Source organism: Rhodococcus artemisiae, from assembly GCF_036327795.1.
Classification (GTDB): Bacteria; Actinomycetota; Actinomycetes; order Mycobacteriales; family Mycobacteriaceae; genus Rhodococcus; species Rhodococcus artemisiae.
Map to the genome: position 1 here is coordinate 15,573 of NZ_JAUTXY010000011.1, position 15,050 is coordinate 30,622.

10 protein-coding genes and 1 pseudogene are annotated in these 15,050 nt (G+C 62.9%); 3 read left to right on the forward strand and 8 right to left on the reverse strand.

What is annotated here, in order from left to right; all coding sequences use genetic code 11:
• Positions 1–566: 566 nt before the first annotated feature.
• The 4 genes and pseudogenes from Q7514_RS21425 to Q7514_RS21440 form a co-directional block, all read right to left on the reverse strand.
• Positions 567–1,501, reverse strand: a pseudogene (locus Q7514_RS21425) (alpha/beta fold hydrolase); the annotation flags it as partial.
• Positions 1,502–1,520: 19 nt separating this feature from the next.
• A complete protein-coding gene (locus tag Q7514_RS21430) occupies positions 1,521–1,688 on the reverse strand; it encodes a hypothetical protein (protein WP_330135281.1) in 168 nt (55 codons plus the stop codon).
• A gap of 326 nt (positions 1,689–2,014) precedes the next feature.
• The gene (locus Q7514_RS21435) at positions 2,015–3,505 is read right to left on the reverse strand and encodes a class I adenylate-forming enzyme family protein (protein WP_330135282.1); all 1,491 of its coding nucleotides are present in this window, start codon (positions 3,503–3,505) and stop codon (positions 2,015–2,017) included.
• Positions 3,506–3,597: 92 nt separating this feature from the next.
• The gene (locus Q7514_RS21440) at positions 3,598–4,677 is read right to left on the reverse strand and encodes an amidohydrolase family protein (RefSeq protein ID WP_330135283.1); all 1,080 of its coding nucleotides are present in this window, start codon (positions 4,675–4,677) and stop codon (positions 3,598–3,600) included.
• Positions 4,678–4,860: 183 nt separating this feature from the next.
• Between Q7514_RS21440 and Q7514_RS21445 the strand changes: the two genes are divergently transcribed.
• Both Q7514_RS21445 and Q7514_RS21450 read left to right on the forward strand, forming a co-directional pair.
• The gene (locus Q7514_RS21445) at positions 4,861–6,159 is read left to right on the forward strand and encodes an acyl-CoA dehydrogenase family protein (RefSeq protein WP_330135284.1); all 1,299 of its coding nucleotides are present in this window, start codon (positions 4,861–4,863) and stop codon (positions 6,157–6,159) included.
• Positions 6,156–7,271, forward strand: coding sequence for an acyl-CoA dehydrogenase family protein (locus Q7514_RS21450; RefSeq protein WP_330135285.1), 1,116 nt, complete (start codon positions 6,156–6,158; stop codon positions 7,269–7,271). The genes Q7514_RS21445 and Q7514_RS21450 overlap by 4 nt, the downstream gene beginning before the upstream one ends.
• A gap of 61 nt (positions 7,272–7,332) precedes the next feature.
• Here the strand turns inward: Q7514_RS21450 and Q7514_RS21455 are convergent, their stop codons facing one another.
• On the reverse strand, positions 7,333–8,439 hold the full coding sequence (locus Q7514_RS21455) for a serine hydrolase domain-containing protein (protein WP_330135286.1): 1,107 nt from the start codon (positions 8,437–8,439) through the stop codon (positions 7,333–7,335).
• Between the two features lie 115 nt (positions 8,440–8,554).
• Between Q7514_RS21455 and Q7514_RS21460 the strand changes: the two genes are divergently transcribed.
• Complete coding sequence (locus Q7514_RS21460) at positions 8,555–9,214, forward strand: TetR/AcrR family transcriptional regulator (protein ID WP_330135287.1); 660 nt, start codon at positions 8,555–8,557, stop codon at positions 9,212–9,214.
• Between the two features lie 50 nt (positions 9,215–9,264).
• Here the strand turns inward: Q7514_RS21460 and Q7514_RS21465 are convergent, their stop codons facing one another.
• The 3 genes from Q7514_RS21465 to Q7514_RS21485 form a co-directional block, all read right to left on the reverse strand.
• Positions 9,265–9,675 (reverse strand): hypothetical protein, encoded by a 411-nt coding sequence (locus Q7514_RS21465; RefSeq protein WP_330135288.1) that lies wholly within the window; start codon positions 9,673–9,675, stop codon positions 9,265–9,267.
• A gap of 1,302 nt (positions 9,676–10,977) precedes the next feature.
• Entirely contained in the window at positions 10,978–13,257 is a 2,280-nt protein-coding gene (locus Q7514_RS21480; RefSeq protein ID WP_330135289.1) for a CoA transferase, read from the reverse strand.
• Positions 13,258–13,481: 224 nt separating this feature from the next.
• Complete coding sequence (locus Q7514_RS21485; protein ID WP_330135290.1) at positions 13,482–14,957, reverse strand: aldehyde dehydrogenase family protein; 1,476 nt, start codon at positions 14,955–14,957, stop codon at positions 13,482–13,484.
• Positions 14,958–15,050 lie beyond the last annotated feature (93 nt).

Sequence of the window (15,050 nt, forward strand, 5' to 3'; positions counted from 1 at the left end):
TAGACAGCGAGGCACTCCAGCCAAATAACCGTCCTGCGGTATCCAATCCGCGTATATCAGAGTTGACCACGCGTCGAAACCGACACGCTCGTCACCAACTGATGATCGACCGGACATACAGAGGCGGCGCCCCCTGTGATGACGGTCCCCGGGGCGCCGCCTCGCCCTGCCTCCTTGACAAACCTGCGTACATATCAGGACATTACTGACGGGTAAATTGACACCCGGCCCCATGGCCTGCGTATTCGCCATTCATGTCGCGTGAATTGGGGTACTACTCAGGTAACGTCCCGGCGGTGACATACGTGAGGAAAGCGCGGACCGCTCCGGACGCTGTCCGACCCGTCGGGTCCACGATCGGGATCCCCTGCTCCTGCTCGGTAAGGTCACCAGCACCCGCGACCCGCCGGCAGGCAGCACACGCCGCCAGCGGCCATCCACTCTACATGAGGTGATCCGCCCCCGCTCCGCACTGGCCGGTCCAGTCCGTCTCGACCGTCCGTACCGCGGTGTGAAGCACTGCAGGGCATCCGAGAAAGTCGGATCAGCCCATTGCGAGGCGGGCTGCTCCGGTGATGGGCCCGGGCGCGTTGCAGTAGCCGGTCCACGGCCCCGGAGACCGTTTCGGGAAACTCGAGCGGCACCAGATGCCCGGCGTCGGGGACGCTCTCGAGCTCGCTGTCCGGCAACGCCGCCGACTCGTCGTGCACCTCAAGTGTGGGCAGGAAATTCACGAGGGTCGGCACCGAGGTTTCCGAGAGCATCCGGTCGGCGAACGCGGCGATCCTGGGCTGACCACCGTCCCGAAGGACGCGGCGCGCAGGATCGGCGAGATGATCGCCGTGGCCGCCCCGCGGGCGAAGTGCACGAGGTTCGGCGCGGCGCGTCCCACGTATCGGAATCCGTCGATCACCGGGTTCGTCAGGTTGCGTCCGAGCCCGGTCCTGGTCAGCCCGGCTGCGGTGATGGCGAGCAGGCCGACCCCGACGATGCGCTCGTCGAACAGCTGGTGGGCCAGGGCCAGGGCGGTCATGCCGCCCATCGAGTGCCCGACCACCACGACCGGGCCGGTGGGGTCGACGGCGTCGATGACCTCGGCGAGGTCCCGACCGAGCCGGGCGATGGTGCAGGACTCGGAGGCGGGACGACCGGACTCGCCGTGGCCGCGCTGGTCGTAGAACACCATCCGCACATCCTTGCCCCGGTGCTCCTCAAGGTGGCGCATCTGCAGGTACCAGGACTGCATGCGCAGGCAATACCCATGGACGAAGACGACGGTGAGAGACGGATCCGCGGTCGGGTTTCCCTGACGGCCAAGGAGAGGCCGTCTTCGGTGACGACGGTGCGGGCCGGCAGCGCGAGCATCGCGTCGAAATCCTCATCGCCGTAGGCTTCGTGTGTGATACCTGTGCGGCCGCGCATTGCGTACCACCCCGCCGGCCGTAGCCAGGGTGGTCAGACTCGCCCCCAGGACCCTCGCACTGCTCCACAGCGTCCTCATCGCTGACCTCCGGCGCTGGTCATCGGCTCCGTGCGCATCGCTCGACAGTGCGCTGCGGCAAGGTATGGCTGTCCCGGTGCGGTAGTTCGGTGAGGTCCGGAGACAGGAGGCGGTCGAGCAGCACGATCGGCACGGCCAGCAACCATGACATGGGGGTGACAACCAGCTTGTCGATGATGGTGTTCATCGCAGGGCTCCTGTGCCGAAGGTGGGGTTGACGAGGTGAGGCTGTGAGACATGATCGGCGTCGAGGATCTCGTCGGAAAGTCCTCCGTGTCGGCAATCACGACCCGAGGAACCGACGTATCCGAACCGGTGCCGGCGCTGCCGTGCTCGACCACCGTCTACGGTCTCGACATCGAGTTGGGTACTAAAGATGCCCTAAGTCAGGCGCGACGATTTTCCCCGAACTCCTGCTGGGAAGGTCCGCAAGAACGTCCTCCGAGAGTCCTCCGTCGATTGGAGGCAGGGAGCAAAAGAAGGCACTCCTCGTGCCTTCCTTTGCTCTGACTGTCAGGCCATCAAGCTGGCCACGTACTTCTTGAGGTCATTGCGCAGCAGTTTGCCGGTGGCGGTATAGGGAAGCTGGTCTACGAAGACCACGTCATCGGGAGTCCGTGAGCCGCGAAGGCGCTGACGCACAAAGTCTCGCACTGCTTGTGCATCCGGGTCGACCCCCACGCCGGTCGTGACGACGGCAGCGACGATCCGCTCCCCCCACTCATCGTCAGGCCTGCCGAAGACTGCAGTTTCCCGTACGTTGGGATGCTCGACGAGGACGGCTTCGATCTCCGCGGGGGCGATGTTCTCGCCGCCGCGAATGATCGTGTCGTCGGATCGACCCTCGATGTACAGGTACTTGTCGGAATCGAAGTAGGCACGATCTTTGGTCGGAAACCATCCGTCAGGATCGAGCACGGAACCGAGTCCGACGTACTGTCCCGAGACCTGAGGGCCCCGGACCCACAGCTCTCCGACCTCGCCGTCGTCGACGGGGTCGCCACCCGGGTCACGAATAACTCCCTCGACACCTGGCACCAGGCGGCCGACCGAATCGAGGCGACGGCGCGACGCGCCGTCGCCGGTCACAGCGTCGCGATGGTCGTCAGGGCCCAGCACCGCGATGGTGGAGCTCGTTTCGGTCAGCCCGTACGCGTTGACGAATCCCACTCTTGGAAACTTCTTCAACGCGGCCTCGAGGACGGGGCGCGGCATCCTCGCTCCCCCATATGCAAGGGACCGTAGATATGGGAAGTCCACTGGTGAAGATTCCAGCTCCTCGACGATTCGCGCGAGCATGGTGGGGACAACCATCGCGTTGGTCACCTGCTCGTTCCGCACGAGCTCAATCCACGTGCCGGCGGAGAAATTTGGCAAGTACACCATCCGACGTCCCGCGTAGACGTTCGTCAAGACGGTCCCGATACCGGCGATGTGATAGGGCGGAACGCTGATCAGCGCAGCCTCGTCCTCAGAGGCAGAGCCGAATTCGACAGTCTGCAATACGTAGCTGACGAGATGATCGTGCTCGAGCAAGACCCCCTTCGGCTTGGAGGTGGTACCGCTCGTGAACAAGACGATTGCCGACGGATTTTCGCCGACGGTGGGGGTGGGGTCAGCGCTCATCGTCTCGGCGTACCACTGCTCGCTCGAATGCACGCTCGGCATCGTTTCCCGGACGGTGTCCACGTACGCCTCGTCGACGACCAACAACGGATCAGGAAGTTGGGTTAGTTGTTCCGTGAGCTGGGCCGGGGACAAGCGGTAGTTGAGCGGAGTAAGCGGAACACCGGCGAGCGCGGCGGCGAAGACCAGGAGCGGCACCACTTCGCTGTTGATTCCGACGAACGCAACCGAGCGTGCCCCGCCCGCTGCGATGATGGAGGCGCCTCCCTGAGCGGACCGTCGTGCTTGCGCATAGGTGATGTGGTTTCGCTCCGTGCCCAGGGCGATCCGGTCGCAGTAGGTGTCGGCTGCCATGTCGAGCAGCATTCCGATATTCACGAGATCTCCATTGGTCAGCTACCAGCTCGAGGCGGAGTACTTCTGTTTCGGTCGTTTCAGTGCCGTCCTGCGTGCCGCCGGATCGACTGCACTCAGCGAGCTTCATCGGCAGCGGTGCGTTCTGGAATTCGGAACAGCTCGGCGAAAGTGCCGCGCAAGACTCGGTCCTGAATCTCGGGGTCGACACCGTCGAACAATGTCCGCAATGTCTCCTGCGTATGCCCGTATGTTCCCTCGAGGTGCGGGTAGTCGTCACCCCAGCACACGTTGCGGTAATTGGTGCCCTCGATGATCTGGACGCCACTGATGTCATGCTGGAAGGAGGCGTACACCTGATGCCGAACGATCTCGCTCGGGAGACGATCGAGTTTGGGTCGCACGAACATGCCGTGCTGTCGATAGGCCTCGTCCATGCGGTCACCGATCGCAGGAACCCAGGCGGCGCCGCCTTCGGCAATGAGGATTTTGAGATCCGGATGGCGGTCGAGGGCACCGCCCGCGACCATCTGGGAGACCACTCGCATACCGGGGTAGGTGGTCTCCATGTAGTTGACGACTGCCCCGCCTGGCCCCCGATAGACGATGTTCTCCCCCCCGGTCCCGATGTGGAAAGCCAACACAGTGTTCAGCCGCTCTGCGGCAGCCCACAGTGGTTCCCACTTGTCCAGGCCCCATTCCTCGCCGGGACGTGTGCCGCACGGGAGGAATACGGTTTGAAATCCGAGGTCGGCGGCTCGCTCGAGTTCGGCCACCCCGTCGCTGACGTCGGCGATGGAGATGATTGCCGGAGTGAAGATGCGATCGTTCTTCTGCAGAATTTCTTCGTAAGCCCAGTCATTCCATGCTCGCGTCACTTCCCGGGCCAGTTCGGGGTCCTGGATCTCGACAGTCCAGAAGCCCATGGAGGGGAAGGCCAGCTGTGCCCACACACCCTCTTGGTCAAGGTCCTTCAGACGGATGTTCAGATCCCGGGCTCCTGGCGGCCGGATCGCGTCCATGAAGTCGTTGAGCTGCCGGTTGATCTGCTTACCGTCGATATAGAGAATCTCGTACTTCTCTCCCCGCTCCGACCGAGGTGCACGATCCGCGAGCCGCTTCGGGAGCCGCTGGGTCCAGAGATCGTCCGGCTCGAGGACGTGTGAGTCTGCCGAATTCGCCCAGATCTTCGTCATAGGTCTTTAGCCTCCTTGCGGTGAATCACGCCCGTGCGTGCGGGACCGCGGATTTCTTCCACGGCGATGAGGGAACTGTGGCCGGAACCACACTTCACCTTACACGTACAGCTATGCTTGTCCATACGCGGTCCTTACACGTAAAGCACGGTGTAATTCGTGCCCCGATCGACAAGGATGACCATGGTCAGTACCAACCCAGAGCCCGAACGAGGCCTCGACGAATTCGTGGCAGCGGTCAGAGAATTTCTGCACTCGAATGCGCAACCTCGGACCGAACAGAACGCGGTTCCATGGGGCAGTGGCGACGACAGCGTCAACTACTTCCCCAACAAGTCTGCAGAGGAGGAGCGCAAAGCGGTCGAGGCGGCCAAGGCGTGGCAACGGATCCGCTACGACAACGGGTGGGGGTGGATCACCGGCCCCAAACGATATGGAGGTCGGGAACTTACATCGATTCACCAGATGACGTACAGCGCCGTCGAATCCGAGTACGACGTCCCGGATACCTCGCAGTTGTCCGTGGTAGGTCTGGGCATGGTCGGTCCCACGATCCTCGCCCATGCCCAGCAGCACATCAGCGAAAAGTACCTTCCTGCTCTCTACCGTGGTGACATCATCGCGTGCCAACTGTTCAGCGAGCCGGCTGCGGGCTCGGACCTCGCGGCGGTCGAGACCAAAGCCGTCCGGGATGGTGACGAGTGGATCCTCAGCGGTCAGAAAGTATGGACGTCGGCTGCGCAGCACAGTGACATCGGCGAGGTGCTGTGTCGCACTGATCCGCACGCCCCGAAGCACCACGGCATCACCGCCTTCGTCGTGGACATGTCCGCGCCTGGAGTCGAAGTGCGTCCACTTCGCCAGATGACCGGTGGGGCGGAGTTCAACGAGGTCTTCCTGTCCGAGGTCCGGGTGCCCGATGATCACAGACTTGGTGAGGTCAACGGCGGCTGGAAGGTCGCCCTGACAACCCTGATGAATGAACGTGACGTTGTCGGTGGCACCAGCAGCGGTCCTGAACGCGCCCTCACCGCGGAGCGCCTTTCCGCACTCATGAGGGCCACTTGGACATGGGACGATCGAGCGCTGCGTCGAGACTTGAGCGAGCTCCTCGCGGAGACGATGGCTGTCGCATGTCTCAACGACGTCGCGGCTCGTACGATCGAGACAGGTCACTCTCCGGGACCAGAACGTTCGGTCGCCAAGCTCATGCACGGCCGCAACCTCACGCGCGCCGCGCATTTCGTCTCCGATGTGCTCGGCCCCCGCATCATCGCCGACACCGGTGAGTGGGGCACGTTCGCGTGGGCGGATTTGCTGCTTGCAACGCCTGCGATGCGGATCCTCGGCGGTACCGAGGAGATCATGAAGAACATTCTTGCCGAGCAGGTTCTTGGTCTTCCGAAGGATCCTGCGATCGACAGCAAGTCACCGTTCAACCAGACCCGCCGTTCGACGACCAGCACGGGAGCAACACGATGATCTATCTTTCACCCGAGCTCGAGGATCTTCGGAGTTCTGTCCGCAAGTTTCTCGACACCCGTGTTCCCGAATCGGTGGTCCGTGACCTGATGGAAACGAGCAGGGCTGCCGATGCCGACATCTGGTCCCAGATGGCCACACAACTCGGGCTGCAGGGGCTGTCGATTCCGGAACGCTTCGGTGGCGACGGATACGGTTTCGTCGAGTTGTCGGTTGTTCTCGAGGAGATGGGAAGAGCCCTGCTTCCGTCCCCGTTCTTCGCGACCGTGGTGCTCGGCGCCCAGGCCTTGCTCGCATCAGGGGACGAAGAGGCGTGCCATGACTATCTACCCGCGATTGCGAATGGCACCCTGTGCACGTCCTTGGCTGTTGCCGAACAGTCCGGCGCATGGGATGCAGCTCTGGTGCGCACCCGCGCTACTGGCGACGGCCACGGCAATTGGGTGCTCGACGGGACCAAAGCCTGGGTGCCCAATGCGGAGTCGGCCGCAATGCTGCTCGTCATCGGACGGACCACCGCAGGCCCCACCCTGTTCGCGGTCGAATCGGACGCGCTTGGCGTGGAGATCGAACCGATGGACGTCCTCGACGGAAGCCGCCCCCTGGCGAAATTGACTCTTGCCGGTACACCTGCGCGTCTGATCGGCAGGGAAGGCGCCGCCGGGCGCGTCATCGCCCGCGTCCTCGACCTTGCCTGCGTTGCGCTCGCTGCCGAACAGGTCGGGGCGTCGCAACGGTGCCTCGAACTGAGCGTCGACTACGCGCAACAGAGGTTTCAGTTCGGTCGGCCGATCGGATCCTTCCAGGCCGTGAAACACATGTGCGCGGAGATGTTCGTGCAGATCGAGTTGGCGAAGGCAAGTGCGGCCGAGGCTGCACGGGTAGCCGAACACAATTCCACCGAGTCCAGCGTCGCTGCAGCAGCTGCACACATCACCTGTTCGGCCGCATCCATGTTCGTTGCGAAGGAGACAATTCAGGTGCACGGCGGTGTGGGATTCACCTGGGAGCACCCAGCGCACCTGTACTTCAGGCGCGCCAAGGCCTCCCAGATGCTTTTCGGTGGTCCTGCCCTGTCTCATGAGCGATTCCTGGAGCGGCTCGGGATATAGCCGGATGACTTCGGTGCGGGGCCGGATGCGGCCACCGGCCCCGCACCGAAGTGTCTGATTCCTATCCAGAGACAATGCAGTCGGCTGCGAGGTTGCCGATGTTGAGGATCCGATTGAGCCCTGCCCGCGTCTGTTCGTAACCAGTATCGGGGTATCCGTTGGTCAGGAAAGCGAAGGAAAGGCCCGTTTCCGGGTCGGCGAAGGCCACCTGGCTCGGGGCTCCGCCGTGTCCGAACGTCGATGGGCTGCCGGTCACGGGTAGAAATGCGCGCTGGATACCGTCGTCGCCGGCGACCGCCACGAACAACGCGACGTTCCCCGGGACGCTTCGTGTCCCCCCTCGTTCTCCCTCGACGGGCAGAGTCACGCGGATCTTCAATGCGTCCTCGACAACGTCCCGTCGCCACAGCGAAGACCCCATCAACGCCTGATACCACAGTGTGAGATCCGCTGCGTTGGACACGATCGAATGGCTGGGCTCGCCGGCGGCAAGTACCTCGGGCCGAGCCAAATACCACGGACCCCAGGGTGATATCTCTGCTTGATTGTCAGGTTCCACGCCTACCAGCGTGAAGGGAGCAACGTTGGATTGGGCAGCCACCGAAGGCCCGATCTCGATGCTGTCCAATCCCAACGGTCCCGTGAGTTCGGTGCGGAGGTACTCGTCGATCGGATGCCCGGTCAAACGCTCGCACAATTCCGCCACCACCCAAGCCGCCGATGTGAGGTGGAACTCCAACCGCGTGCCGGGTTCGTACGTGAGCCTCCATTTCGAGAAGGCTTCGAGGCGGCGGGACCGCTCGCACATCTGCGGGTACGCCAAGGGCGCGAGTGGGAATCCTCCAACGTGTGTCAACGTCTGTTCCACCGTCACGGCGTCTTTTCCGTTGGTAGCGAATTCCGGAATGTAGGAGGCGACCGTTCGGCTGACGTCGAGCAGTCCGTCGCTGATCAGCTTCCACACCACTCCGGCCACGATCGGCCGTCCCGCAGACTGCAGGACGTAACGAGTGGACGGATCGGCGTCACCCCATGTCTCGAACGCGATGAGCTCTCCATCGAGTGCCACGGCGGTCTGCACCGACGGCAGTGCGCCGGTCTCCACCTCCAGTTTTATTCGACGCAGCAGTACATCGAGGCGTGCAGAATCCACGGTTGAACGGGTCACGTTAATCTCCGAGTCGTATTGTTCTCCGAGGTGGGCGCCGCCAAGTCGACGGCCAGCTAGTATACGTGTAAAGTATGCGCCAGACAGGCGGGAGGCAACAACACGAGGGGACAGCATGACCAGTCGCACGCGCACCAAGATGACCGGAAGTGCACCCAAGACTAAACGGCCCAAAGTGACCGAGTCGAACGGGGAACAGCGGGTCCCCCTGGATCGAAAGCTCATCGCCTCCAAGGCAATGGAACTGCTCCAGGAGGTCGGCGCCGAGAAGCTGACCATGCGCGCACTCGCCGGTCGGCTCAACGTCTCCGCGATGGCGCTGTATCACCACGTCGAAGACAAGGATGAACTCCTGCGTCTGGTGGGTGACGACATCCTCGGCAACATCGAGCTACCTGGCCCCGAGAGTGCACCATGGCGTGAGCTGTTCACCCTCGCAGTGCAATCGTCTGTCGATGCCCTTCTGAGCCTTCCTGGACTTGGCGCGGTGCTGCTCACCAGCAAGCTGTTGCCCAATGCCCGCAACCTTGTCCTGTACAGCATCCGCCAGTTCGAGCGCGCCGGCCTCACACACGCCGAAGCGCAGACGGCGTACGCCGGGGTTCACCAACTAGTTCTCGGCAGGCTGTTCGTGGAAGAGAGCAAGAACTTCATCCCTCGCAGCGGGCCGGCGGGCGACAACGAAATCTCCCGATACATCGCTACCCTCCGCGATCGGCAGAGTTTCGAAATCGCGTTGTCAGCGTTACTCGACCGGTATTCGTCTGACGTCTGAGCACGCCTGGTTACCGCTCGAACCCAGTGTCCCAGTAGGGGCTGATTTCCTCAGGTCAGGCCCAGTGTGACGGCACGTTCGAGATGTCGTGCATGATGACGAAATCCGGCGGCGATGTTGTCCCATCCGGCGATGCGGAGCAAGCTGACAACAAGTTTTCGGCAGGTGGCTATGATCCGCGGCTCTCGGCCGGCGCGGACCTGCGACAAGCTCCTCACTGTAAGGACGGCGCGCAGTGCAGCCAGTTCTCGATTCCCCAATGTCCCCGCACGCAGGCGGCCAGTACCGCTGGCGAGGGCGGCCACATGATCTGCGGAGCTGATCAGGTAGACCACCTCGACTGCCTTCTTGCGGTTCTTCCCGGTAGCAGTGCGGCGCAGTTGTCCGGCCTGCTCAGCACGGGGAGCGCGACCCAGTCTGGGATTGCGGCGAGCTTGATCGTGCGGGTCGCTCGCCAGCACCTCCCCGTGGTTCGTTACGGTATGCCCTTCCAGGGCAACACTGTCAGCTTTGCGCACAGAATGGGCATGTTCTTCACGATGAACTCATAGTCGCCGCCGCCCTGGCAGATCAGGATGGCGGTGTCCGTTTTGGGTGTGCACCGCATCCGGTGTCACCACCGCACCCTCGAAATCGGACCTGGTCACAAACGTTCTGGCGTAAGGGATCTCGTTGCTCTCTGTGTCCACGCAGACCTGCCCGAGCACGGCGCCGACACCCTGGTCGAACGCGGCCACCAGATGCGGGGCCGCCCCTGGTCCGCTCGGTGTCGGGCCCTCGGACGGTCTTGCCGTCGAGGGCGATCACCCGCCGATGCCCAGCGAGGAACGTGCGCGTCCACATCCATGCGCCCAGGGCTTGATCGAGGGCGCCGCCGACCGTGGCGGTGACCACGGGCGCGAGCACGCCTGCCAACCGGTAGCGCATCCCGCGCCGATCTCGTGGATCGGGAACCGCCTCGAGGACCGACAACAGGCACCCGCGGCGCGTCGAATTCATGACAGCGGAACAACGTGTGGGAGGAAATCCCACGGGTGTGACCTCAGTGTTCGCGCGGATGGTGTCTCGCAACCACCACCCAAGCCTGTAACCCTCAGATCACCAGCCCCAGCACCGCAACTCCCCAAGCCACAGCCCTGCCGTCCGACCTTTCTTTCCGTGGCCCTGCGCTCGAACCTCGGCTGGCCGAACCAGGGTTCGAGCGGGCCTTTCGAATCGAACGCTGAGACCGACCCTTGCTCGGCGAGCGACTGAAGGCTCGCGGCCTCCGCAAGGATCCAACGCGCGTTCTGGCGTCGCCGACATTCGTACATCGACATACCCTCCGCACCATGATCGCCTGAGCGCACTCACCAAATACCACAAGGATTCGACGTTTTCTCCGGTCAAGTCCCGTGAGGTGGCGTCCGTCGCGCACGTCGATCTTGCCCTCGACGACAGACTTGTCCCAAAACTGACGTGTCGCGGTACTTGTCGAAACCGCAGAGTAGGGCAGATTACCCTACTCCCACGACAAGCTTCAGTTGGGTTCCGTTGTGCGAGTCCGCGCCACCGCTCCTAGCATCGACGATGCCCTCCGGTTTCCATCGTCGGGGGTGGAACCGGGCCATACCGATTCTGCCGAGCATCGAGATCGCACACGCTGCGGGTACGTCGGGTATTCAGCCGCACAAGAGTTCGATTGCTTTCCGCGGCGAGGGCGACCGGTGGGTCCATGGGGGCTTACGCGGTGCGCTGCAAGAACGGAGGCGGACGCGATCTGATCAAGGTGCGACGTATACCGCCGTGTCGTACTTCGCCGCGGAGCCATTGTTGAGAAGCATCTCGATGGTCGCTCGTCCGAAGCCGAGCTCTTCGAGAATGTCGATCGTGTGCTCGCCGAGGAGGGGCGGCGGTTGATTCAAGCGAAGATCCAGATCACCGAATGACCAGTACGCGCCCAGCTGGTCGAGCCTTCCATATTGCTTGTGCTGTGTGTGCACGGCCAGTCGGGCTTCCTGGTTGGCCTGGTCGTCGAAGAAGGCGGCCTCGTAGTCTAGGCGAACGACCTCTGCGGGGACGCCGGCGGAATTGAGCCGTTCGGTGGTCTCGAGTTGCCTACTAACAGCGAAAGCACCTTCGAGGAGGCTGTCGTCGTCGACTTCCATGATCTTGCGAAGGGCTTCCTTCTTCTCGACACCCACTGCCGCGACGGCGACCCAACCGTCTTGTGTCTGGTAGATGCCGTAGCCCGGCTCGATGAGGCGTTGCTCGTGGTCAAGGCTGGGTGTGGGCGCGAAGGTGCCGTCCGCGAGGATCATCGTTTCGCTGTTGATGGTTGCTGCCGCGCCGAGCAGTGAGGTCGTCACCAGGCTCCCCTTGCCGGTCTTTTCCCGTTCGTAGACGGCCAGTAGGGTCGCGACGAGTGAGGCGAGTGCCGTCTGGAAGTCCATCGGAGCGACGCGAGTCCACATCGGCGGGTTGCCTTCGCCTGCACCCTCCATCATGAAGCCGGATGTCGCTTGTGCAATGGGGTCGTAACCAGGCCAGTCTGCTCGTGGTCCCTTCGCGCCGTAGGAACTGACGTGGCAGTACACGAGGTCCGGGTTGATCTTGCGCAATGTCGGTTCGTCGATTCCCAGGGTGCGCGCGGCTGGGGCACGCAGGTTGTGGTGGACGACGTCGGCCCACTGGACGAGCTTCTCGAGGACCTGCCGTGATTCGGGCTTGGACAGGTCGATCGCGATCGACCTCTTGCCTCGCTGGCATCCGATGAACATCAGCTCAGATACCCGCATCCGGTCGCCGGTGACTGCCTCGACCTTGATGACGTTGGCACCCATGTCGGCCATGAGGGCAGGCGCGAACGGTCCCGCGAGGAACATCCCGAAGTCGAGGACGTTCAGTCCCTCAAGTGGCCGATGTGGATATACCTCTGCTTTCGATTCGACGCCGGCGTCAGACACCCAGGCCTGATCCTGGTGCTGACCCAATGTGGGTGCCGGACAACGTACTTCGCATTCTGGCTCGGTACGAAACGGGCTGGCCGCCTGACGGACCTTGCCCCATACCGGATCAGTGACTTCGACGACCTGGCCGTTCACTTCAACCTGGGGGTTCCGCAATATGTTGCCCAGCTCGTTCACCAGGTCGGCCGGAACATCACCCTCCCAGAATGCTTTCAGCCATTCACTGGCCGGTCGGCGGAGGAACATGCGCCTCCAGAGGTCCTGCTCCTCAGCAGTGGGCATCTGCTGGAAGGGCACGACGACGTACGGCTCCCCCATCTCAGCAATGGTTTCGATCACCAAGGGGTTCTCCATGAACCCACCGAGCGTCTGGATCCATTTGCCGTCACCGCACTCGAAGAGCGTGACCGCGGGAAACGCCTGCCCCTTGGGCAACGGGATTTTGATCTTCAGGAAATCGGAGGGATATTCTTCCCGGTTCCAGATCGCTGCCATCGCTGCCAGCATGCCCTGCTGAAGACTGGTATGCGCGGGCCCCGACTTTCCCGTACGAATTCGTACGAGTAGACGAGCCATGATCCCGGCGGCGGCAAGATACGCGGCTGTCCAACTGGCAAGCGGCATCCGCAGATGGATGGGGCCGGCACGGTGTCCGAGTTGCTCGTCCATGGCGCCGGTACGTGCCTGAACCAGCGCCTCGTATCCCGGCCTTTCCGCATCGGAATGGTTGCCCGCGTAGCCGGTGACCGCACTGACGATCAGACCCGGGAAACGCGTTGCCATCGTCTCGTCGTCCAACCCCTTGGCGCGGGCTCGCTCCGGCGAGAAGTTGTGCACGAGCACATCGGCGTCTGCGAGCAGACCGTCGAATTCACTGCGTCCGGTCGGCGTACCGAGGTCGAGTACCTTGCTGCGCTTGCTGCGGTTCCAGTTGGCGAAGCCGGGAGCATGGTGTTCCCGTGTCGGATCCCCTCCGGGCCGCTCGATCTTGAGTACGTCGGCGCCCGCCTCGGCGAGCAATCGCGTGGCCACAGGGCCCGCCAAGCCTGAAGTCAGGTCGATGATTCTCACGCCGTCCAAGATTGGTCTTGCCATGGTGTGTCCTCTCCAGGGCCACGGTGTGTGACCCGATCACCAGGATCTATACACGTATAGTAAGGGGGTCAGGCATGCTTTGGTCAAGAGTGGGAAAAGAAGGTTCGATCCCGCCGCGCACCGAACTGGTTATCCGTGCAAATGTTTCGGGTTCCTCGGAGCGGCGACACTACGCCGGTCCGAGGCAACCTGAAACACATGTCACACCCATCCACCTCGGGCGGTTACTGCGCTGCCGGACTCGCGATCGTCTTCGCCTGCAGGTACTCCCGGAATCCCGCTTCACCGTGTTCGACACCGTCGCCGCTGATTCCATATCCGCCGAACGGGGAGTCGGGGGAGAGATAGAACGAGTTGTTGATGTTGACGGTGCCGGCCTTCAGGCGGTTCGCCACATTCCAGGCCCTCTGCGGGTCGGTCGACTGCACGTAGCCCGACAGTCCGTACCTGCTGTTGTTTGCGACCCGAACAGCCTCGTCGTCGTCACCCTCATAACGGATAACCGTCAACACGGGGCCGAACACCTCCGTCTGGGCGATCTCGGAGTTCTCGTCCGCGTCGGCAACGACGGTAGGCAGGTACCAGAATCCCTTTCCACCGCGATCACCTCGTTTGCCGCCGGTCAGGATTCGGGCGCCATCCTTCTCTGCGCGATCCACCAGGCCCTCGATCCGCTCCAGCTGCTCGGCACGAATGATGGGGCCCACCAACGTGTTGGGGTCATTGGGGTCACCCCACGGGAGGCCGCCGACGACCGCCTCGAGCCGCTGCAGGACCTCGTCGTAGACGTCGGCGTGGACGACCATACGGGTTGCAAGGGCACACCCCTGACCGCTGTTCGACATGCACATCACCGAACCGAGCATGCAGGCCATGTCGAGATCGGCGTCCGGCAGGATCACGTTTGCGGACTTTCCACCCAGCTCCAAGACTGAATGCCGAATCCCTACCGCCGCATTTTGTGCGATCCGCTGGCCGACAGCGGGTGAGCCGGTGAAGTGGAACAGGTCGACACGCGGATCCGTGGTCAGCGCCTCGCCTGCGATCGCCTTGTCTGCCGAGCTGATTGTGTTGATGATCCCAGGCGGAATGTCGGTCATTTCCTGCGCGACTTTGGCGATGAGCGCGGCCGCGAGTGGAGTGTCGGGCGCACTCTTGAGGACGACCGCATTACCGGTGGCGAGAGAGTGCCCGATTTTCCAGATGTTCGTCATGAACGGGGCATTCCACGGAGTGATCGCCCCGACGACACCGTACGGTTCGTACCGGATCCTGCGCAGACTCTGCATACCCAACAGCTCGTACGCAGGTAGATCCTCTTCCCACTTCCACGTGGTGATCAGATTGTTGAAGTAGGACATATCCTCGATCATCGCGTCGACGTGCGTCAGCGTCGCGGAAATCGGCGTTCCCGCCTCCGCGACCGCAATCGACTTCGCGGTCGAAGCTTCTTTGCGGAGACCGGACTGCAACTGCTCGAGGCACTTTCGGCGGAACTCGTGATCCGTGGCCCAGGATGTCGTGTCGGCAGCGTTCCTGGCGGCGGCGACGGCAGCAGCAACATCCTCGGGCTGCGCATCGGAGGCCTCCCCCACAACGGACTCGTCCGCCGGGTTGTACACCTCGTACCGGCCCCCCGCGACCGCGTCGCGGAACTCGCCGTTGATGAACAATCGTCCCTCGTACTCGCTTGTGCTCATTTCACTCCCTAATCCGACCGGCTAGCCGGGGTGTCCGTACCGTCGTCGACATAATGAGATCTGCGCCACACTGACGCTGTACATGTATAGCAG